Below are 20,350 nucleotides of genomic sequence, written 5' to 3'. Positions count from 1 at the left end.
ACAGACCTGGCGCCAGAACGCGCACAATGTCGGCCTATTGCCGAAATTCCTGCCCTCCCCTCCATGAGCAGATACGAAGACATCAAGCTGTTGCGCATCAACTACCTGCGCGGCCCCAATATGTGGACCTACCGCCCGGTGCTGGAAACCTGGCTGGACCTCGGCAAGCTGGAGGATCACCCCTCCAACACCCTGCCCGGCTTCAATGCCCGGCTGACCGAGCGCCTGCCAGCCCTGATCGAGCACCACTGCGGCGTGGGCGAGCGCGGGGGCTTTCTGCAGCGCCTGGAAGGCGGCACCTGGATGGGCCATGTGCTGGAGCACATCGTCATCGAGCTGCTCAATCTCTCGGGCATGCCCACCGGCTTCGGCCAGACCCGCTCGACCAGCCAGCACGGCGTCTACCGCATGGTCTTCCGGGCCCGCGACGAGCAGGTGGCCCGTGCCGCCCTGGCCGAGGGACATGCCCTGCTGATGGCCACCATCAATGACGAACCCTTCGATGTGACCGCCGCCGTGACCCGGCTGCGCGACAAGGTGGACGCCTGCTATCTGGGCCCCTCCACCGCCGCCATCGTGGGCGCGGCCACCGACCGCCGCATCCCGCACATCCGGCTCAACGAGGGCAATCTGGTGCAGCTGGGCCATGGCGCCCGCCAGCGCCGGATCTGGACCGCCGAGACGGACATGACCAGCGCCATCGCCGAAAGCATTGCCGGCGACAAGGACCTGACCAAGACCCTGCTCAAGGCCGTGGGCGTGCCCGTGCCCGAGGGCCAGGCCGTGGAAACCGCCGAGCAGGCCTGGGAAGCCGCCCAGGACATCGGTCTGCCCGTGGTGGTCAAGCCCAGCGACGGCAACCATGCCCGCGGCGTGACCCTGGACCTGCGCAAGAAGGAAGACATCCTGGCCGCCTTCGAGGTGGCCGAGAAGGAAGGCTCCGAGGTGCTGGTGGAGCGCTTCATCCCCGGCGTCGAACACCGCCTGCTGGTGGTGGGCGGCCAGCTGGTGGCGGCCGCGCGCGGCGAGGAGTTCTGGATCACCGGCGACGGCCAGCACAGCGTGCGCCAGCTGATCGATCTGCAGCTCAACACCGATCCGCGCCGCGGCGTGGCCGAGGAGTTCCCGCTCAGCCTGATCGTGCTGGAAGACGAGCCCGTGATCGCGCTGGACCTGCAGCGCCAGGGCTTCCCGCCCGAGTCCGTGCCCCCGGCCGGCCAGCGCGTGATGGTGCAGCGCACCGGCACCTCCTCGAATGACTGCACCGATCTGGTCCACCCCGAGGTGGCCCATGCCGTGTCCCTGGCCGCACGCACCGTGGGGCTGGACATCGCCGGCATCGATCTGGTGTGCTCCGACATCTCCAAACCCCTGAGCGAGACCGGCGGCGCCGTCGTCGAGGTCAATGCCGGCCCGGGCCTGCTGATGCACCTCAAGCCCGCCGAGGGCATGCCCCGCCCGGTGGGCCAGGCCATCATCGATCATCTGTTCGCCGCCGACGAGAGCGGCCGCATCCCCATCGTCGGCATTGCCGGTTCCCAGGGCAGCGCCCAGGTGGCGCGCCTGGTGGCCTGGCTGCTGCACCTGAACGGCCGCGCCGTGGGCCTGGCCTGCGGCGAGGGCCTGTTCCTGGGCAACCGCCGTGTGGAGAAGAAGAACAGCGCCGGCTGGGCGCCGGCGCATCGCCTGCTGATGAACCGCGGCGTGGATGCCGTGGTGGCCGAGAACGGCGCCAGCGCCATCCTCAGCGACGGCCTGGCCTATGACCGCTGCCTGGTGGGCGTGGTCACCGATATGGGCAGCCTGGGCCAGCTGGACGCCCACGATATCCGCAGCGAGGAACAGCTCTACAAGGTGCTGCGCACCCAGGTGGATGTGGTCCTGCCCGAGGGCGTGGCCGTGCTGAATGCCGCCGTGCCGGCCCTGGTCGAGATGGCCGAGCTCTCCGACGGCGAGGTGCTGTTCTACGCCGCCGACCCGGCCCTGCTGGCCGCCCACCGCGAGAAGGGCGGCCGCGCCGTCTTCCTGCAAGGCGGCATGGCCATGCTGGCCCAGGGCAGCTCCGAGATGCCCGGCGCCCAGGTCGACACGGTGCTGGCCCGCTACGCTGCGGCCGGCGTCAGCGGTCTGAGCGCCGACACCGTGCTGGCCGCCGTGGCCACCGCCTGGGCCCTGAACATTCCGCCCGAGCTCATCTCCGCCGGTCTGGACACCTTCCAGCCCCTGCAGGACTGAACTCGACGCCACCCGCCAAGAAGAAACAACATCATGGAAGTCTCTCGCATCCGAGCCCTGCGCGGTCCCAATATGTGGAGCCGCCACACGGCGATCGAGGCCGTGGTCAGCTGTCAGGCCAATGAGCTCAACCTGGCCGAGATGCCGGGTTTCGAGAGCCGGCTGCGCGCCCTCTTCCCGGGCATCGGCGCCCTGCGTCCGGCCAGCGCCCAGCGCCTGCCGGTCTCCCTGGCCCATGTGCTGGAGCAGGCCGCCCTGGCCCTGCAGGCCCAGGCCGGCTGCCCGGTCACCTTCAGCCACACCCATGTCACCAGCGAGGCCGGCACCTATCAGGTGGTGGTCGAGTACAGCGAGGAAGACGTGGGTCGCCAGGCCTTCGAGGCCGCCGTGGCACTGCTGCGCGCCGCCCAGACCGAGGGCGGCAGCTTTGACATCGACGCCACCCTGTCCAGCCTGCGCGAGCTCGACGAAGACGTGCGGCTTGGCCCCTCCACCGGCTCCATCGTGGACGCCGCCGTGGCCCGCGGCGTGCCCTACCGCCGTCTGACCCAGGGCAGCCTGGTGCAGTTCGGCTGGGGCGCCAAGCAGCGCCGCATCTGGGCGGCCGAGGTGGACAACACCAGCGCCGTCTCCGAGTCCATTGCCCAGGACAAGGATCTGACCAAGCGCCTGCTGCAGTCGGCCGGCGTGCCCGTGCCCATCGGCCGCCCGGTGGACACGGTGGACGACGCCTGGGAAGCCGCGCTGGAAGTGGGCCTGCCCGTGGTGGTCAAGCCCCAGGACGGCAACCAGGGCAAGGGCGTGACGGTCAATGTGGCCTCGCGCGAGCATTTGGAAGTGGCCTACAAGGCCGCGGCCGAGATCGGCCAGGTCATGGTCGAGAAGTTCCTGCCCGGCAGCGACTACCGCCTGCTGGTGGTGGGCGACAAGCTGGTGGCCGCCGCGCGCCGCGATCCGCCGCATGTGATCGGCGATGGCGAGCTGACCGTCAAGCAGCTGGTGGACAAGGTCAATGCCGACCCCAAGCGCGGTGACGGTCACGCCACCTCCCTCACCAAGATCCGCTTCGACGATATCGCGGTGGCGCGTCTGGCCCTGCAAGGCCTGACCCCCTCGGACGTGCCCGAGAAGGGCCGTCGCGTGATCCTGCGCAACAACGCCAATCTCTCCACCGGCGGCACCGCCACCGATGTGACCGACGATGTGCATCCCGACGTGGCCGCTCGCGCGATTGCGGCGGCTCAGGTCGTGGGTCTGCATGTCTGCGGCGTGGACGTGGTGGCCGAAAGCGTGATGCGCCCGCTCGAAGAGGTGAGTGGCGGCATCGTTGAGGTCAATGCCGCGCCGGGCCTGCGCATGCACCTCTCGCCCAGCTACGGCAAGGGCCGCAATGTGGGCGAGGCCATCATCGGCCACCTCTATGGCAGCGGTCACAAGAGCGAGGACGGCCGCATCCCCGTGGTGGCCGTCACCGGCACCAATGGCAAGACCACGACCTCGCGCCTGATCGCGCACCTGTTCGCCACCTGCGGCCTCAAGGTGGGCATGACCAATACCGACGGCGTCTATGTGGACGGCCGCCAGATCGACAGCGGCGACTGCTCCGGCCCCAAGAGCGCCCGCAATGTGCTGATGCACCCCGATGTGGAGGCCGCGGTGTTTGAGACCGCGCGCGGCGGCATCCTGCGCGAGGGTCTGGGCTTCGACCGCTGCCAGGTGGCCGTGGTCACCAATCTGGGCGAGGGCGACCACCTGGGCATGAACTTCCTCAACACCGTGGAAGAGCTGGCCCTGGTCAAGCGCGTCATCGTGCAGAACGTGGCCCCCAGCGGCTATGCCGTGCTCAATGCCGCCGACCCGGTGGTTGCGAATATGGCCGCGGTCTGCCCCGGCCAGATCATCTTCTTCGCCGCCGACCGCCACCATCCGCTGATGGCCGCCCACCGCTCCCAGGGCAAGCGCTGCGTCTATGTGGACGGCGACCAGCTGGTGGCCGCCCAGGGCAGCTGGCGCGAGACCATTCCGCTGCGCGACATTCCCTTCACCCGCGGTGGCAGCATCCCCTTCCAGGTGGAGAACGCCATGGCCTCGGTGGCCGCCGGCTGGGGCGTGGGTCTGGACTGGGACACCATCCGCCGCGGCGTGGCCAGCTTCAGCAACGATGCCGACAATGTGCCGGGCCGCTTCAATGTGATGGACTACCGCGGCGCCACCGTGGTGGCCGACTACGGCCACAACGGCGATGCCATGCGCGCCCTGGTGCAGGCGGTGGAGGTCATGCCCGCCAAGCGCCGCTCGGTGGTGATCTCGGGCGCCGGTGACCGCCGCGACGAGGACATCCGCATCCAGACCCGCATCCTGGGCGCCGCCTTTGACGAGGTGCTGCTGTTCCAGGACGCCTGCCAACGCGGCCGCGAGGACGGCGAGGTGCTGGCCCTGCTGCGCCAGGGTCTGGAAGGTGCCAGCCGCACCAGCCATGTGGAAGAGATCCGCGGCGAGTTCGCGGCCATCGACCGCGCCCTGGAGCGTCTGCAGCCGGGCGATCTCTGCCTGGTCCTGGTGGACCAGGTGGAGGAGGCACTGGCCCATCTGAGCCAGCGCATCGCGGGCGGCTGAGGCCGCGCCGGGCCGGGCCGCTGCCTGCAGACGCCCGGGCCTGGGGTTAGCATGCCGGGGCGCGCAAGGCCTGATGCCCGGGCGCGCCCATCATGAGCGACCAGAAGATCCATTTCTACAAGGGCCCGGCCGGCGGCTGGGGCGCGCTGAAGAGCGTGGCCCAGCATCTGCAGGCCCAGGGCATCGCGCTCAAGGGCGCCAAGACCCTGCTGTCCGCCAACCAGGCCGACGGCTTTGACTGCCCCGGCTGCGCCTGGCCCGACCGCGACCACCGCTCCACCTTCGAGTTCTGCGAGAACGGCGCCAAGGCCGTGGCCGCCGAGGCCACCGCCCACCGCGCCACGCCCGAGCTGCTGGGCGCGCACACCGTGTCCTGGCTGGCCGAGCAGAGCGACTTCTACCTCGAGAACCTGGGGCGCATCACCCATCCCCTGGTCTACGACGCGGCGAGCGACCGCTACCAGCCCATTGCCTGGGACCAGGCCTTCGAGCTGATCGCCGCCCAGCTCAATGCCCTGGCCACGCCGGACGAGGCCATCTTCTACACCTCGGGCCGGGCCAGCAACGAAGCGGCCTTCCTGTACCAGCTCTTCGTGCGCGAGTTCGGCACCAACAACTTCCCCGACTGCTCGAACATGTGCCACGAGCCCAGTGGCCAGGGGCTGAAGCCCACCATCGGCATCGGCAAAGGCACGGTCACGCTGGACGACTTCGAGCAGGCCGAGGCCATCTTCATCTTCGGCCAGAACCCCGGCACCAACCATCCGCGCATGCTGGGTGAGCTGCGCGCCGCGTCCAAGCGCGGCGCCCGCATCGTCAGCTTCAACCCGTTGCGCGAGCGCGGCCTGGAGCGCTTTGCCGACCCGCAGGACAAGCTGGAGATGGCCACGCTGGGCTCCACGCCCATCTCCACCCATTACTTCCAGCTGCGCATCGGTGGCGACCTGGCCGCCGTCAAGGCCATGGCCAAGCGCCTGCTCGAGCTGGACGATGCCGCGCGCGCCGCCGGCCAGCCGCGCGTGCTGGACGTGGACTTCATCGCCGAGCACACCCAGGGCTTTGCCGAGTACGAGGCCGATCTACGCGCCGAGCGCTGGGAAGACCTGATCGAGGCCTCGGGCCTCAGCCGCGAGCAGCTCTTTGCCGCCGCCGATCTCTACGCCCAGGCCAAGAGCAGCATCCTCTGCTGGGGCATGGGCATCACCCAGCACCAGCACTCGGTGGCCACCATCCAGCAGATGGCCGGCCTGCTGATGCTGCGCGGCAATTTGGGACGCCCCGGCGCGGGGGCCTGCCCCGTGCGCGGCCACAGCAATGTGCAGGGCGACCGCACCATGGGCATCTACGAGAAGCCCCCGGCCGCCTTCCTGGACAAGCTGGGCGAGGTCTTCGGCTTCGAGCCGCCGCGCAAGCACGGCTACGGCACGGTGGAAGCCATCCAGGCCATGCTGGACGGCCAGGGCAAGGTCTTCTTCGCCCTGGGCGGCAATTTCGCGGCCGCCACGCCCGACACCGCCGCCACCTGGCGCGCGCTGCGCAACTGCGAGCTGACCGTGCACGTCACGACCAAGTTCAACCGCAGCCACACCATCCATGGCCGCCAGGCCCTGGTCCTGCCCTGCCTGGGCCGCACCGAGATCGACCTGCAGGCCAGCGGCCCGCAGAGCATCACGGTGGAAGACTCCATGAGCATGGTGCACCTGTCCAGCGGCATGAACGCACCGGCCTCCGAGCACCTGCTCTCCGAGCCCATGATCGTGGCGCGCCTGGCCGCCGCCACGCTCAAGGGCCGCAGCAAGACTCCCTGGCTCTGGCTGGTGGAAGACTATGCGCGCATCCGCGACAAGATCGCCGCCGTGCTGCCCGACTTCCACGACTTCAACGAGCGCGTGCGCCAGCCCGGGGGCTTCCGCCTGCGCAACACGCCCTCGGAGCGGATCTGGACCACGCCCACGGGCAAGGCCAACTTCATCCCCTTCAAGCTGCCCAGCGACACGCCGCTGCGGCAGGCCCAGCGTCAGGCGCGCGACACCGTGGTCTTCACCCTGGCCACCGTGCGCTCGCACGATCAGTACAACACCACCATCTACGGCATGGACGACCGCTACCGCGGCGTCTGGGGCCATCGCCGCGTGGTCTTCATCCACCGCGAGGACCTCAAGGCCATAGGCATGAAGGCCGGCGACTGGGTGGACATCACCAGCCTCTGGTCCGACGGCCAGCAGCGCCGCGCCGAGAAGTTCGTGCTGATCGAGTACGACATCCCGCGCGGCTGCCTGGCCAGCTACTTCCCCGAGACCAATGCCCTGGTGCCCCTGCACAGCGTGGCCGTCGGCGCGGGCACGCCCACCTCCAAGTCCATCCCCGTGGTGCTGAGCCTGCGTCCCCAGGACCCGCCCCTGGCCCAGGCCCGCAGCGTGGAGGACACTGCCGCGCATGAGGCCTGAGGACGGCACCCACAGCTCCGAGAGCCCCGCAAGCCCCGAGGCCCTGGCCGAGGCCGCGCTGCGCGCCCTGGCCGAGCTGGACCAGGGGCAGGGCGTGTCCCTGCCCCGCCTGGCCAAGCGCCTGGGCCTGCGGGTCAGCGTGCTGCTGCGCCTCTACACCCTGATGAGCGAGGCCAGGCTGGGCGAGGAGCGCGGCCCGGGCTGGGTGCGCCTCGTGTGCGACGATGCGGGCCGCTGGCGCGCCTGGATCACGGCCGCCGGCCGCGGAGAACCCGAGCCCTTGGACAAGAAGGTCTGACCATGAAACGCATCGCGCTGGACACATCCGAGCAGGCCCTGCCGGCCGCCGTGGTGGAGGTGCACCCGCTGCGCCTGGGCACGGGCGGCCGCCAGGCCGACGCCGACGCCGGGGAGTGGGTGGCCGAGGAAGTGCCCATCGCCCTGGAGTTCAACGGCCTCTCGCATGCCGTGATGCTGGCCACGCCGCTGGACCTGGAAGACTTCGCCCTGGGCTTTGCGCTCAGCGAGGGCCTGCTGGACTCGCCCGCCGATCTGCTGGACCTGGAGTTGCAACCCCAGTGCCAGGGCCTGGCCCTGCGCCTGACCGTGACCGCGCGCTGCGAGATGCGGCTCAAGGAACGGCGCCGCAGCCTGGCCGGGCGCACCGGCTGCGGCCTGTGCGGCACCGACAGCCTGGACCAGGTCTTCCGCCCCCTGGCGCAGCGGGTCAGCCCTCCGGCCGTGAGCCTGGAGGCCCTGGCCCGCGCCATGCGCGAGCTGGCCCAGGCCCAGCCCCTGCAGCGCCGCAGCGGCGGCGTGCATGCCGCGGCCTGGTGCAACACCGAGGGCGCCCTGCAGCTGGTGCGCGAAGACGTGGGCCGCCACAACGCGCTGGACAAGCTGGTCGGCGCCCTGGCCCGCCAGCTCGGCCATGAGCCGCAGGCCGGCTTTGTGGCCGTCACCAGCCGCGCCAGCTTCGAGATGGTGCAGAAAACCGCCCAGGCCGGCATCGGCCTGCTGGCCGCCGTCTCCGCCCCCACCCATCTGGCCATACGCCAGGCCCAGGCCGCCGGACTGGCCCTGGCCGGCTTTGTGCGGGAAGGCCGGGCCACCTTCTATGCCGGCGCTCCGGCCCAGGCTCAGCCCGCCAGGTAGCGCCCGGGTTTGTGGTTCCAGGCCAGCACGGCGTTGAGCGCCATCGCGGCCAGCACCGACCAGGCCAGCTGGGCCCAGTCCAGCAGGCGCAGGGAGGCCAGCAAGATCAGCAGGTCCAGGCCCAGCTGGACCCAGCCCACCGACCAGCCGCGACGCCGGTGCAAGTAGATGGCCAGCAGGCCCACGCCACCCAGGCTGGCGCCATGCCGGAACATGACCAACAGACCCGTGCCCAGCAAAACACCGCCGGCCAGGGCCGCAAAGGCCGTGTCCACCTGGATCTTGATCAGGGAGCGGGCCAGCTCCACCGCCAGCGCCAGACAGATGACGGCCGCCAGACTGCGCAAGGTGATGCGGGGGCCCAGCATCTTCCAGCCCAGCACGTAAAAGGGCAGATTCACCAGCACCAGGCACAGGCCCAGGGGCAGCCCGCTGGCATAGGCCAGCAAAAAGGCCAGGCCCGGTGCGCCGCCGCTGACCAGGCCGGCGCTGCCCAGCAGGGTCAGGCCCAGGGAGAGCAGCAGCATGGCAGTAAAGCCCGCCTGCAAATCATCCAGGAGGCTGTGTGCGGGGCCGGGCGCGGTCGGGGCGGACATGGGCAAGAGTGTGAGCTCAGCCCGATCCGCCGTCCTTGACACAGAGCAAGGCGCAGGCTCCGTCTGGACGCTGCCGAGTCGCGCATAGAATCGCGCCCCATGCGCCTTCAGCTGCGTCCATCGGCCAAGCTCCGTCTGTGCTGGTTCGTGTGCTTCACGTTCCTGCTGGCGGCGCTCATGCCGCTGCTATCGCATCTGGCACTGGCGCAAGACTCGTCCGCCTGGACCGAGGTCTGTACCGCCACCGGTGCCAAGTTCGTGCGTGTGGATATGGCGGGGACCGATGGCGGCACCAGCCGCGATGCACCGGCCACGGCCAAGGCAGGCATGGACTGCAGCTACTGCCATCTGCACAGCAGCCTGCCGCTGCTGCCGCCCCCTGCCCTACAGTGGCAGCCGCCGAACGCCCTGAAGTTCGAGCTTCCCCGGCTCTTCCTGCTCGCACCGCGCCCGCTATTCGCCTGGGCGCCTTCGCAAGCGCGCGCGCCGCCCGCGCTGTCCTGATCCGTCGCTGAACCGGCGTCCGCCGCAGGCACTGCATGGCTCCAGGCCATGACGCGTGCGCTGCCGCTGTCCGCCCCCTCCTTTCGACATCGTGCCGCTGTCCGCCTCGATCCGGCGCCAGCGCGCAACCGTGTCCATACACGACCGACCTGACATGCGCTCCAAGTCCAAGCCCCTCTCCCGTTTCGCGCCCAAGCGCCTCATGCTCGCCCTGCCGGCCCTGCTGGCCGGGCTCCCCACCGCCGCCCTCGCCCAGGCGGCCCCCCTCAGCACCCGCCAGCTGGAACGCGTCACCGTCGATGCCGCCAGCGCCGCCGCGCCACTGGAAGCCAGCGCAGGTAGCAGCTCGCGCCTGGGTCTGAGCCTGAAAGAAACCCCCGCCAGCGTCACCGTGGTTGAGCGCAACGCCATCGAGGCACGCGGCGCCGCCAACACCCAGGACATCCTGAAAGGCGTCCCCGGCGTCAGCTTTGCCGACCCGCCGGGCTCGGCCGGCAGCGTGTCCTACCGCGGCTTCGGTGCAGGATCGCTGGCCCAGCTCTACAACGGCATCAGCGTGCAGTACGACGCCATCGCCGCGCGCCCGGTGGACAGCTGGATCGTGGACCGGGTCGAGGCCATCGGCGGCCCCTCCAGCTTCCTGAACGGCTCCGGTGCCGTGGGCGGCACGCTCAACACCATCACCAAGATCGCCGACACCAGTGGCGACATCAGCCGCTTCTTGGTCGGCCTGGGCGACCGGGCCCAGCTGGCGACCAGCCTGCAGCGCAGCCTGGGAGACAGCGGACAGGTCCTGCGCCTGGAACTCAATCGCAGCGAAGGCGCCCTCTGGACCCAGGGCCGGGATCGCAGCGCTTGGCAGGTCGCTGCTTCCTGGCGCGCGCCGCTGACGGCCGGACTGGTTCACACCCTGGCGCTTGAACGCCAGCACGAAAAGGTCACGCAACCCTACTGGGGCACGCCCATGCTGCGCAGCGCCGACGGCAATGTGCCGAACGGGCAGCTGGAGTTCGACCGCGGCACCTATGGCGTGAACTACAACGTCGTGGACGGCCGCTACGAGCAGGACGTCACCTGGGCCCGCTCCATTCTCGAGTGGCAGCTGGAACCCGCCACACGTCTGACGCACACGCTCTACCACTACGACGCCCTGCGCGACTACGACAACCTCGAGACCTACACCTTCCGGAACAACAACAGCCGGGTGGAGCGCTCCAATGTGCTGCTGCAGCGCCATGACCAACAGGTCTGGGGCAGCCGTGCCGAGCTGAGCCATGGCAGGCGCATCGCCGGCCTGCGCTCGGACTTTGTCTTCGGCTGGGACTGGAGCTTCAACAAGCAGACCCGCTTCCCGCTGTCGTTGCGCGTCCCCTTCGGTCTGGTCGACCCTTATGCGCCCGTGGTCGGCCAGTTCCTGCAACTGCCCGGCGTCAGCAAGAGCTACACCCCTGGGGCGACCAACCTGCTGCGCAGCTTTGCGCTCTTCGCCGAGAACCGCACCGAGCTGGGCGCGGGCTGGTCGGTGGTGAGCGCGCTGCGCGCCGACCGCATCGCCCTGGATGTGCGCAACCATCGCACGGTGAGCGACACCAACCCGCCCATGTTCCCCACGGACTTCACACCGCTCACCGGACGGCTCGGTCTGGTGAAGGACCTGTCCAAGGACTGGCAGGTCTATGCCCAGGCCAGCACGGCGGCCGATCCCCCCTCCGGCGTGCTCGCCACCGCGGGCTTCAGCGCGCTGCGCGACTTCGACCTGACCAAGGGCCGCCAGTTCGAGCTGGGCAGCAAGTTCGGCTTCGATGCTGGCCGCGGCGCGGCCACCGTGGCGGTCTACGACATCACGCGCAAGAACCTCTCGATCACCGACCCGACCGACGTCAGCCGGGTCATCCCAGTGGGTGAGCAGGGCAGCCGCGGCCTGGAGCTGGCCGCGCAATGGCGCCCAACCGCGGCCTGGGAGGTGGCCGGCCATTGGAGCTACACCCGCGCGCGCTACAAGAAATTCGTCGAGACCGCGCGCGAAACCACCGTTTCGCGCGCGGGCAATACCCCCGCCAATGTGCCTGCCGTGGTGGCGGGCCTGAGCGCCGACTGGAAGGCCAACGACGCGCTCACCCTGGGCGCGGACTGGCGCCATGTCGGCAAGCGCTATGCCAACACCGCCAACACGATCTGGGACCGCGCCTACCAGCTGGTCGGCCTGAGCGCGACGCTGCGCATCACGCCACAGATCACGGCCCGGGCCCGCATCGACAACCTGGGCGATGAGCGCTACGTGGCCAGCCTGAGCGACACCTTGCCTTATCTGGGCGCGCCGCGCAGCATCAGCGGCTCGCTCGACTGGCAGTTCTGAGCATGAGGGCCGCGACGTTCAAGCGCTGGCTCTATCTGCTGCATCGCTGGGCCGGCATCGCGCTGTGCCTGGTGATGGCGCTGTGGTTCCTGTCGGGCATGGTGATGCTCTATGTGGGCTATCCCAAGCTCACGCCAGCCGAGCAGATGGAGGGCCTGCCCTCACTGCCGGCCGAGGGCTGCTGCGTGCCCTTGGCCCAGGCCCTGGCGGCCGCGGGCCAGCCTGCGGCCAGTCAGTGGCGGCTTAGCTCGGTGGCCGGCCAGCCGCGCTATGTCTTCAGCGACGGCCGCAAGACCGCCGTGGCCGTGGACGCGAGCAGCGGGCAGCGCATCGGCGCCGTCGGCGAAGCCCAGGCCCTGGCCGCCGCCAGCCACTTTGCGCACGGGGCGCCGGCGCAGTTCATGGGCAGCGTGCTCGAGGATGCCTGGACCCACTCGCGTGCGCTCGACGCCCACCGGCCGCTGCTGCGCGTGGCGGTGGACGATGAGCAGCGCCGCTGGCTCTATGTCAGCGGTGTCACGGGCGAGGTCGTTCGCGACGCGAGCTTCACCGAGCGCAGCTGGGGCTGGCTGGGCGCCTGGCTGCACTGGCTCTACATCTTCCGCGGCGGGGCCCTCAACAACGCCTGGACCGATATCGTGATCTGGCTTTCGGTGGCGGGCGGCGTGCTGGGCTTGAGCGGCTTGGTGGTGGGGGTCTGGCGCTGGCGCTTTCGCGGCCGCTACAAGAGCGGCTCGCGCTCGCCCTACCGCGAGACCATGGCCCGCTGGCATCATCTCCTGGGCCTGCTGGGCGGCACCCTGGCACTGACCTGGGTGCTGAGCGGCCTGTTCTCGATGAACCCTTGGAAGGTCTTCGAGGCGCCTGGGCCGCGGCCCGACCGCACTGCCTTTGCCGGCGGTCGGCTCAGCGCCGAGGGCGCGCCCGAAGCCGCCCAGGTACTGGCGGCGCTGCAGGCCCAGGGCCAGTCCGCGCGCCAGCTGGAATGGCGGCGGGTGGACGGCGAAATGCGCCTGCTGGCTTACACCAGCCACGGCGTCTTGCTGCTGGATGCCCGCGGCCAGCGCCTGGAACCGCTGTCGGAAGCCGCGCTGCGGGCCGCCGCCGAGCGCCTGCTGCCCGGTGCCCGCGTGGTGCACGCCGAATGGCTCAGCACCTATGACGCCTACTACTACAGCCGCGAGGCCCACACCATGACCGGCCAGCGGGAGCGTCCCCTGCCGGCGTTGCGCCTGGAGCTCGACGACGCGCAGCGACACCAGGTGGTGCTGGATCCGGCGACCGGCGCCATCGTGCAGCTGAACAACAGCCACCAGCGCGTCGAGCGCTGGCTGTTCGCCTTCCTGCACAGCTTCGATCTGCCGGTGTTCCTCAACACGCGGCCGCTCTGGGACGGGTGGATGCTGAGCTTCAGTCTGGCCGGTCTGGCGCTGAGCCTGAGCGGCGTGGTGATGGGCTGGCGGCGGCTGTCGCGACGCCAGTAGGCTGGCAGCAGGCGGCGGCGTGTGAGAGCGGCTATAGTGCCGCCCTCTTCGCCCCGGCCGCCCGCCTTCCCCATGAGTCTTGCCGAGCTGCGCGCGGCCCTGGAGGCCGAGCTGGCCGCCACCCCCGAGTTCTACGACTTCAAGGTGCTGCACAGCGAGCCCGAGGGCGCGCTCTGGCGCATCAGCCTGGAGCCCGGCTATATCTTTGCCGAGGGCCAGCCCCCGGGCCTGGCCGCGGCCCAGGCCCTGCTGGACGACAGCCTGGACGGCGCCTCCGCCTGGTGGGGCGCGCCGCAGCGCGGCGCCGCCAGCGTGCTGGCCCTGCTGCCCGAGGCCGACCAGCTGCTGCTGCAGAACGCCAGCGCCCCGCCGCCGGGCGCGGGTCATCTGATCCGTCTGTACCCGCCGCGCTTTCTCAAGCCCCTGGCCGAGGCATGGTGGGACGCCGGCTGGGCGCCGCGCGCCTGGGACTGCCTGCCGGATCTGGCCGCGCCCGAGACGGTGGACGAAGGCCTGCAGCTCAGCGGCGCGCCCTTTCGCTGGCTGCGCGAGGGCCAGCGCCGCGCCCTGGCCCTGCCGCGCCACAGCAGCGCCTTTCTCTGGGGCCCGCCGGGCACGGGCAAGACCACCACCCTGGGCGTGATGCTGGCCGAGTATCTGGAGGCCCGGCCCCAGGCGCGCGTGCTCCTGCTCTCCAGCACCAATGCCGCCGTGGACCTGGCCACGCTGGCCGTGGACAAGGCCTTGCAAAAAGGCCGGCGCGAGGCCCTGCGCCCCACGGTGCAGCGCCTGGGCACGCACTTCAATGCCGCGGCCTATGCCGGGCGCGAGCACCTGATCCCCAGCGCCGATGCGGCCCTGCTGGCGCGGCTCTCGCGCGCCGAGGCAGCGCGCCCGGCCGGCCGCGATGCCGCAGCGCTCAAGGCCTGGGCGGACCGCGTGGCCGAGCTGCGCGAGGCCCTGCGCGCCGCCTCGCTGCAGGTGCTGCGGCGCAGCCGCCTGGTGAGCATGACGGCCAGCCGTGCCTGCTTCACCCTGCGCAGCCTGCGCGAGCTGGCCGGGCCTGAGAGCGCGGACGAGCCGCCCTTTGATCTGATGGTCTTCGACGAGGCCAGCCAGCTCAGCCTGGCCCAGGCCCTGGTCCTGATGCCGCTGGGGCGGGCCCGGCTGTTTGCCGGCGACCCGCAACAGCTGGCCCCGGTGCTGCGCAGCCGCGAGCGCGGCGCCCAGCGCTGGCTGGGTCGCTCGGCCTTTGGCGAGATGCCGCGGGGCGCGGCCGCGCCCTCGGTGGTGCTGCTGGACGAGCAGTCGCGCATGGCCGCGCCCATTGGCGAGCTGGTCAGCGAGCTCTTCTACGAGGGCACGCTGCGCGTGGCGGGCGACAGCGCCCAGCGCCCGGACTGGCTGGCCGCACGCCGCCGCGCCCTGGGCGAGGTGGGGGCCGAAACCCATGTGCAGCTGCAATGGATGCGCAGCGAGGGCGCCTGGTCGGCCACGGAGCGCGGGCCGCTGCGGCGCGAGTCGGCCGAGGCCATCGCCCAGGCCGTGGCCCAGGCCCTGGAGAGTGACGACTGGCGGGCCGAGGAGCTGATCGTGCTGACGCCGTTTCGCGCCCAGCGCGCCCTGATCCGCCACTGCCTGCGCCGGCGCGGCGTGGCGCTGGACGGCGAAGGGGGCGGCCTACGGGTGAGCACGGTGCACCGCGCCCAGGGCAGCGAGGCGCCGGTGGTCTTCTTTGACCCGGCCGATGCGGCCCAGCCTTTTCTGCAGACCGAGGCCGCGCTGCGCCTGCTCAATGTGGCGCTGAGCCGGGCCCAGGCCAAGGTGCTGGTCTATCTCTCGCGGCGCGATGCCGAGCAGCCGCTGCTGGCGCCCCTGGTGCAGCGCCTGCGCCTGGCGGCGGATGCACGCGAGGCCCTGCCGCTGGAGCGGCTGGCGGCGCAGCCGGACTTTCCGGCCAATGCCTTGGGGCGGCGCGTCATGGCGGGCCGCCACCGGGGGGAAATCGTGCGGGTGAGCCCGGATGGGCGCCAGTTCTGGCTCGTCAACGAGCGCAGCGGCGCCACCCAGCTCTTCGATACCGCGTTCTGGCGCGCCAAGGCGGGCCAGAAGCCGTAGCCGCGGCGCCCCGTCGAGCGCCGCTGGGCGGTGTCACCGGGCCGTTCAGGCCTTGGCGTTCAGCGCGTCCTTCAGGGCCTTGCCGGGCGTGAAGCGGGCGCTCTTGGAGGCCGGGATCTCCAGGGCGGCGCCGGTGGCGGGGTTCTTGCCGGTGCGGGCGGCGCGCTCGCCGACCTTGAAGGTGCCGAAGCCCACCAGGGACACCGAGTCGCCGGCCACCAGGGCTTCGGACAGGCTGGCCAGGGTGGCGTCCAGGGCCACGCCGGCGGCGGCGCGAGAGATGTCGGCCTTGGTGGCGATGCGTTCGATCAGTTCGGTCTTGTTCATGATGTCGATGTAATTCAATCCCTGCCAGAAGCGGCTAAGGGGGCGCGATTATCGACGCAAGCCAAGACCAGGGCACGGCAGGCCCCGTGACAGGATGTACAAAAGGGCGCCTCGACCGTGCGAGGCGCCCCTGGGACCGGCCGGGATCAGCGCGGCATGATGACCTGATCGATCACATGGATCACGCCGTTGTCGGCCTGAATATCGGTCTTCACGACCTGGGCCTGGTTGACCTTCACGCCGCCCTGGGTGCTGACCGTGATGTCACCCCCCTGCACGGTGCGCACCGCGCCGGGCTTCACATCCTTGGCCATGACCTTGCCCGGCACCACGTGATAGGTCAGCACGGCGGTGAGCTTGGCCTTGTCCTTGAGCAGGGCGTCCAGCTGCGCCTTGGGAATCTTGGCAAAGGCTTCATCGGTGGGCGCGAACACCGTGAAGGGGCCCGGGCCCTTGAGCGTCTCCACCAGACCGGCAGCCTGCAGGGCGGTGGCCAGGGTCTTGAACTGGCCGGCGGCCACGGCGGTGTCCACCAGATCCTTGGCCTGGGCGGCGCCCAGGGTCAGCAGGCCCAGGCTCAGGGCGGCGAAGCACTTCTTGAACAGCATGTCTGCAACTCCTTTAGACAAGTCAGCGGGGGAAATCTCCACCCCGGCAGGACCGGGGCGAAGCGGGGACAAATGAACGGATCAGAGGGTGGGGATCAGCACCTTGCCCAGCACATGGATCACGCCATTGCTGGCACGCACGTCGGTGGCGGCGATGGGCGCGGCGGTGCTGGTGGTGTCGACGATGCGCAGCGGCGAGCCCTGCACCACAAAGCTCTGCCCGGCCACCGTGTTCACGGGTGCGCCCAGGGTGATGTCGCTGGACAGCACACGCCCGGCCACCACGTGGTAGGTCAGCACCTTGCTCAGCTGCGCCGTGCTCAGACCGGCCACGGTCGAGCTGATGGCCGCAAAAGCTTCATTGGTGGGCGCGAACACCGTCAGCGGCCCGGCGCCCGCCAGCGTGCTCTCCAGGCCCGCCTGTTTGACGGCGCCGACCAGGGTGCTGAAGGCGGGGTTGGCCTGGGCCATCTGCACCAGGTTCAGCACGCCGGGCGGCACCAGGACCTTGTCGATCACATGCACCACGCCGTTGCCGGCGTTGACATCCGCCTGGCTGACCTTGGCCGCCGTGAGCACCGCATCCGTCAGGTTCACGCCGCCCGAGGTACTCAGGGCCAGCGTGGCTGCGCGGCCGTCGAACTGGTAGAGGGTGGTCAGGCTGCTGCCTGCCGTGCCCAGGTCCGCGGCGCTACGGCGAGTGGCCAGCACGTGGTAGCTGAGGATGTTGGACAGGGCCGAGGCCGGCAGGGCGTTCACCATCGCCGTGGCGTCGGCAAAGCCCAAACGCGTGGCCAGGGCGTTGAAGGCTGCATCCGTGGGCGCGAATACCGTCAGGTTGGCCTTGGGGTCGCTGAGGGCGCTGCCCAGCCCGGCCTTGGTCGCCGCCGCCAGCAGGGCATTGAAGCCATTGGTCTGGGCCACCTCCACCACCGTCGCGGGCAGATGGTCTTCGTCATCGCTGCCGCCACAGGCGGTCAGGGACAGGGCAAGGCCTGCCACCGCCACTCCGAGAAAAGCACGCTTGAGCCGGTCGTACATGTTTCGCTCCGTCTGAGTTTGTTCACCACGGCCCGACCCGCACGGGCCGGACATACCGATCAGTCTTGCGTGTGACTGAACAGTTTTCATCGTAGACAGTTAAGTAGGCAAATTCAACAGAAGAGTTGATTGCCTTGCAGCAACATGGGTATCCACCGGTCGCGCGACAACTCAACAGCTTTTGTGTTTGCAACGCGACCCGGCCTGCACACTGATCAGGTGCTGGAGAGCGCTCGGCAAGCGCTACGATTCACGCCAAGGAGTTGGCATGGTCACGACAGTCAAACGCGAAGACTTCTCTCTGCTGGTGGTGGACGATTTCTCGACCATGCGCCGCATCATCTCGGGCCTGCTGCGGGAGCTGGGCTTTCGCAAGATCGCGGAGGCTGAGGATGGCCAAGTTGCACTGCGGGCGCTGGAGCTGGCTGCGGCCTCGGACGAGCCCATCCACTTCGTGCTCAGCGACATCAATATGCCGGTGATGAACGGCTTCCAGCTGCTGGAGGCTCTGCACGCCAAGCCCGAGAACGACCCCTTGCGCAAGATGCCGGTGCTGCTGGTCACGGCCGAGGGCCGCAAGGAGGACATCGTTCGCGCCGCCCAGCTGGGTGCGGCCGGCTATGTGGTCAAGCCCTTCACCAAGCAGACCATTGGCGAAAAGATCCACATGGCGCTGCGCAATCGCGGCATCCTCGTGGAATGAGCCCCGGCCGGGGCGCGAGCCCCAGCCTATTGCTCCTGCGCTGAGGCCATGAATCTCACCTCACTTGTCCCGGCCGACCCGGCGCTGGCGGTCTTCTTCCAGGGGCTGCTGCTCAGCCTCGGCCTGATCGTGGCCATCGGTGCCCAGAACGCCTTTGTGCTGCGCCAGGGCCTGCGCCGCGAGCATGTGGGCCCGGTGGTGCTGTTTTGTGCACTGGCGGACGCCTTGCTGATCACGGCCGGGGTGCTGGGCATGGCCCAGGCTCTGGGCGAGAACCGTCAGCTGGCGCGCGCGCTCGCGCTGGCCGGTGCCCTCTTCCTGGCCTGGTATGGCTGGCGGGCGCTGCAGCGTGCGCGGCGGCCTTCGCAGCTGCAGGCGGCAAGCGGTGGCGACGGCCTGAGCGCTCGCGCGGCCCTGGCGCAGGCGGCCGCATTCACCTTGCTGAACCCCCATGTGTACCTGGACACCGTGCTGCTGGTGGGCAGTGTGGGGGCGCAGCAGCCCGCCGCCTTGCGCCCTGTCTTCATCGCCGGCGCCGGCCTGGCCAGCCTGCTGTGGTTCACGCTGCTGGGCTTTGGCGCTCGCCGCCTGGCACCGCTGTTTGCCCGCCCCCGGGCCTGGCAATGGCTGGACGCCCTGATCGGCCTGACCATGCTGGGACTGGCGTTGGCCCTGCTGCGACATGTGCAGAACGGCCCCTAGGCACGAGACAGGAGCAGCGCAGGGGCGGCACAGGGGCGAGAATGCGCTGCCATGAACACCCAACACGCCCCGTCCTCTGCCGCCACCGAAGGTGAGCTCTATCGCCAGCATCTGGCCGCCCTGCAAAGCCAGGCCGAGGCCGCGCTGGCCCGCTGCGGTCATGAGGCCCTGCTGATCGCCTCGGGTATCGAGAAATACGCCTTTCTCGACGACAGGCCCTATCTGTTTCAGCCCAACCCGCATTTCAAGCATTGGCTGCCGTTGTGCGCGCATCCCCACAGCTGGCTGTTGGTGCGGCCGGGCCACAAGCCGCGCCTGGTCTACTACCAGCCCGATGACTACTGGCATGTGCCGCCCAGCGCCCCGGCAGGCTTCTGGGTGGAGCACTTCGAGCTGGTCCTGATCGGCGCGCCCGAGGAGGCCGCGCAGCATCTGCCCAGCCAGGGCCGACTGGCCATCATCGGCGAGGCCGATGCCGCCCTGCCCGGCCTGCTGCCCAACAATCCACCCGCGCTGCTGAATCTGCTGCACTACCGCCGCGCGGTGAAGAGCGAGTACGAGCTGCTGCAGATGCGCGCCGCCTCGCGCCGCGCCGCGCCCGCACATCTGGCCGCCAAGGCGGCCTTCGAGGCCGGCGCCTCGGAACTGGACATTCACCGCGCCTATCTGGCGGCCAGCGGCCACAGCGACCGCGACCTGCCCTACAGCAATATCGTGGCGCTCAACGAGCATGCCGCGGTGCTGCACTACCAGTACCAGGACGCGCAGGCGCCGGCCGAGTCGCGCACCCTGCTGATTGACGCGGGCGCCTCGGTGAACGGCTATGCCTCGGACATCACCCGCACTTGGCTGCGCGTGGGCGATGCGCGCTTTGCGGCCCTGCTGGCGGCCATGGAGTCGGCCCAGCTGGCCCTGGTGGACGAGGTGCGCGCCGGCACCGACTACCGCGACATTCATCTGAGCACCCACCGCCATGTGGCGCGCATCCTGCTGGAGCAGGGCATTGCGCGCGGCGTGAGCGAGGAGGCCTTGCTGGCGCAGCGCGTGACCAGCAGCTTCTTCCCGCATGGCATCGGCCATCTGCTGGGTCTGCAGGTGCACGATATCGGCGGCTTCATGGCTGACGAGTCGGGCGCACCCGCCGCCAAGCCCGAGGGTCATCCCTTTCTGCGCCTGACCCGGCGCCTGGAGCCGGGCATGGTGGTGACCATCGAGCCGGGTCTGTACTTCATTCCCACCCTGCTGAAGAAGCTGGCCGCCACGCCGGCCGCGGCCTGCATCGACTGGGCCGCGGTGGAGCATCTGGCGCGCTTTGGCGGCATACGCATCGAGGACGATGTGGTCTGCCGCGGCGCCCATGAGGCGCCAGAGAATCTGACGCGCGATGCCTTTGCCGGCGCGCTGAGCGGCCGGGCCTGAGCCCCCGGCGGACAAGAGAAAGGGCCTCGCCGGTCTGAC

The 20,350-nt window shown here is 70.1% G+C and carries 16 protein-coding genes; 12 read left to right on the top strand and 4 right to left on the bottom strand.

The genetic code is table 11. The features are described from left to right. Window positions 1–63 precede the first annotated feature (63 nt). The 5 genes from DFR39_RS12065 (at window position 64) to fdhD (ending at window position 8,453) form a co-directional block, all read left to right on the top strand. Window positions 64–2,235 carry a cyanophycin synthetase gene (locus tag DFR39_RS12065; RefSeq protein WP_133603829.1) on the top strand — a complete coding sequence of 724 codons (2,172 nt, stop codon included), beginning with the start codon at window positions 64–66 and terminating at the stop codon, window positions 2,233–2,235. A 33-nt stretch (window positions 2,236–2,268) separates the two neighbouring features. After that, window positions 2,269–4,851 (top strand): cyanophycin synthetase, encoded by a 2,583-nt coding sequence (gene cphA / locus DFR39_RS12060; protein ID WP_133603828.1) that lies wholly within the window; start codon window positions 2,269–2,271, stop codon window positions 4,849–4,851. A 92-nt stretch (window positions 4,852–4,943) separates the two neighbouring features. Further along, window positions 4,944–7,298 (top strand): FdhF/YdeP family oxidoreductase, encoded by a 2,355-nt coding sequence (locus tag DFR39_RS12055; protein ID WP_133603827.1) that lies wholly within the window; start codon window positions 4,944–4,946, stop codon window positions 7,296–7,298. Beyond that, window positions 7,288–7,596 carry a hypothetical protein gene (locus DFR39_RS12050; protein WP_246030808.1) on the top strand — a complete coding sequence of 103 codons (309 nt, stop codon included), beginning with the start codon at window positions 7,288–7,290 and terminating at the stop codon, window positions 7,594–7,596. Before DFR39_RS12055 ends, DFR39_RS12050 begins: the two co-directional genes overlap by 11 nt. A gap of 17 nt (window positions 7,597–7,613) precedes the next feature. Continuing rightward, on the top strand, window positions 7,614–8,453 hold the full coding sequence (gene fdhD, locus DFR39_RS12045; protein ID WP_419789838.1) for a formate dehydrogenase accessory sulfurtransferase FdhD: 840 nt from the start codon (window positions 7,614–7,616) through the stop codon (window positions 8,451–8,453). Here fdhD and DFR39_RS12040 read toward each other — a convergent pair. Further along, a complete protein-coding gene (locus tag DFR39_RS12040) occupies window positions 8,438–9,049 on the bottom strand; it encodes a YitT family protein (protein WP_133603825.1) in 612 nt (203 codons plus the stop codon). The two genes, fdhD and DFR39_RS12040, sit on opposite strands and share 16 nt — an antisense overlap. A 99-nt stretch (window positions 9,050–9,148) precedes the next feature. On the opposite strand from DFR39_RS12040, the gene DFR39_RS12035 reads away from it, so the two are divergent. The 4 genes from DFR39_RS12035 to DFR39_RS12020 all read left to right on the top strand — a co-directional run bounded on the left by DFR39_RS12035 (window position 9,149) and on the right by DFR39_RS12020 (window position 15,511). Beyond that, on the top strand, window positions 9,149–9,553 hold the full coding sequence (locus DFR39_RS12035) for a DUF2946 domain-containing protein (protein WP_133603824.1): 405 nt from the start codon (window positions 9,149–9,151) through the stop codon (window positions 9,551–9,553). 154 nt (window positions 9,554–9,707) lie between these two features. Next, window positions 9,708–11,909: a TonB-dependent receptor gene (locus DFR39_RS12030; RefSeq protein WP_133603823.1), complete on the top strand. Its 2,202-nt coding sequence runs from the start codon at window positions 9,708–9,710 to the stop codon at window positions 11,907–11,909. Window positions 11,910–11,911: 2 nt separating this feature from the next. Continuing rightward, window positions 11,912–13,393 (top strand): PepSY domain-containing protein, encoded by a 1,482-nt coding sequence (locus DFR39_RS12025; RefSeq protein WP_133603822.1) that lies wholly within the window; start codon window positions 11,912–11,914, stop codon window positions 13,391–13,393. A gap of 72 nt (window positions 13,394–13,465) precedes the next feature. After that, a complete protein-coding gene (locus DFR39_RS12020; RefSeq protein WP_133603821.1) occupies window positions 13,466–15,511 on the top strand; it encodes a DEAD/DEAH box helicase in 2,046 nt (681 codons plus the stop codon). A 45-nt stretch (window positions 15,512–15,556) separates the two neighbouring features. Here the strand turns inward: DFR39_RS12020 and DFR39_RS12015 are convergent, their stop codons facing one another. The 3 genes from DFR39_RS12015 to DFR39_RS12005 all read right to left on the bottom strand — a co-directional run bounded on the left by DFR39_RS12015 (window position 15,557) and on the right by DFR39_RS12005 (window position 17,487). Continuing rightward, on the bottom strand, window positions 15,557–15,838 hold the full coding sequence (locus tag DFR39_RS12015; RefSeq protein WP_133603820.1) for an HU family DNA-binding protein: 282 nt from the start codon (window positions 15,836–15,838) through the stop codon (window positions 15,557–15,559). 146 nt (window positions 15,839–15,984) lie between these two features. Then, window positions 15,985–16,446, bottom strand: a complete 462-nt coding sequence (locus tag DFR39_RS12010; RefSeq protein WP_133603819.1) for a fasciclin domain-containing protein — start codon at window positions 16,444–16,446, stop codon at window positions 15,985–15,987. Window positions 16,447–16,527: 81 nt separating this feature from the next. Next, a complete protein-coding gene (locus DFR39_RS12005) occupies window positions 16,528–17,487 on the bottom strand; it encodes a fasciclin domain-containing protein (RefSeq protein ID WP_133603818.1) in 960 nt (319 codons plus the stop codon). A gap of 268 nt (window positions 17,488–17,755) precedes the next feature. Between DFR39_RS12005 and DFR39_RS12000 the strand changes: the two genes are divergently transcribed. The 3 genes from DFR39_RS12000 to pepQ are packed head-to-tail and all read left to right on the top strand — an operon-like array spanning window position 17,756 to window position 20,311. After that, on the top strand, window positions 17,756–18,190 hold the full coding sequence (locus DFR39_RS12000; protein ID WP_133603817.1) for a response regulator: 435 nt from the start codon (window positions 17,756–17,758) through the stop codon (window positions 18,188–18,190). 48 nt (window positions 18,191–18,238) lie between these two features. After that, complete coding sequence (locus tag DFR39_RS11995; protein ID WP_133603816.1) at window positions 18,239–18,892, top strand: LysE/ArgO family amino acid transporter; 654 nt, start codon at window positions 18,239–18,241, stop codon at window positions 18,890–18,892. A 51-nt stretch (window positions 18,893–18,943) separates the two neighbouring features. Continuing rightward, window positions 18,944–20,311 (top strand): Xaa-Pro dipeptidase, encoded by a 1,368-nt coding sequence (gene pepQ, locus DFR39_RS11990; RefSeq protein ID WP_133603815.1) that lies wholly within the window; start codon window positions 18,944–18,946, stop codon window positions 20,309–20,311. Window positions 20,312–20,350: the final 39 nt, after the last annotated feature.

The organism is Roseateles asaccharophilus (genome assembly GCF_004362405.1).
GTDB lineage: Bacteria > Pseudomonadota > Gammaproteobacteria > Burkholderiales > Burkholderiaceae_C > Kinneretia > Kinneretia asaccharophila.
This window is presented reverse-complemented; position numbering and strand designations above follow the sequence as displayed.

Coding starts and splice junctions, on each gene's coding strand:
- DFR39_RS12065 (WP_133603829.1), top strand. CDS start 64: ATGAGCAGATACGAAGACATCAAGCTGTTGCGCATCAACTACCTGCGC.
- cphA (WP_133603828.1), top strand. CDS start 2,269: ATGGAAGTCTCTCGCATCCGAGCCCTGCGCGGTCCCAATATGTGGAGC.
- DFR39_RS12055 (WP_133603827.1), top strand. CDS start 4,944: ATGAGCGACCAGAAGATCCATTTCTACAAGGGCCCGGCCGGCGGCTGG.
- DFR39_RS12050 (WP_246030808.1), top strand. CDS start 7,288: ATGAGGCCTGAGGACGGCACCCACAGCTCCGAGAGCCCCGCAAGCCCC.
- DFR39_RS12040 (WP_133603825.1), bottom strand. CDS start 9,049: ATGTCCGCCCCGACCGCGCCCGGCCCCGCACACAGCCTCCTGGATGAT.
- DFR39_RS12035 (WP_133603824.1), top strand. CDS start 9,149: ATGCGCCTTCAGCTGCGTCCATCGGCCAAGCTCCGTCTGTGCTGGTTC.
- DFR39_RS12030 (WP_133603823.1), top strand. CDS start 9,708: ATGCGCTCCAAGTCCAAGCCCCTCTCCCGTTTCGCGCCCAAGCGCCTC.
- DFR39_RS12025 (WP_133603822.1), top strand. CDS start 11,912: ATGAGGGCCGCGACGTTCAAGCGCTGGCTCTATCTGCTGCATCGCTGG.
- DFR39_RS12020 (WP_133603821.1), top strand. CDS start 13,466: ATGAGTCTTGCCGAGCTGCGCGCGGCCCTGGAGGCCGAGCTGGCCGCC.
- DFR39_RS12015 (WP_133603820.1), bottom strand. CDS start 15,838: ATGAACAAGACCGAACTGATCGAACGCATCGCCACCAAGGCCGACATC.
- DFR39_RS12010 (WP_133603819.1), bottom strand. CDS start 16,446: ATGCTGTTCAAGAAGTGCTTCGCCGCCCTGAGCCTGGGCCTGCTGACC.
- DFR39_RS12005 (WP_133603818.1), bottom strand. CDS start 17,487: ATGTACGACCGGCTCAAGCGTGCTTTTCTCGGAGTGGCGGTGGCAGGC.
- DFR39_RS12000 (WP_133603817.1), top strand. CDS start 17,756: ATGGTCACGACAGTCAAACGCGAAGACTTCTCTCTGCTGGTGGTGGAC.
- DFR39_RS11995 (WP_133603816.1), top strand. CDS start 18,239: ATGAATCTCACCTCACTTGTCCCGGCCGACCCGGCGCTGGCGGTCTTC.
- pepQ (WP_133603815.1), top strand. CDS start 18,944: ATGAACACCCAACACGCCCCGTCCTCTGCCGCCACCGAAGGTGAGCTC.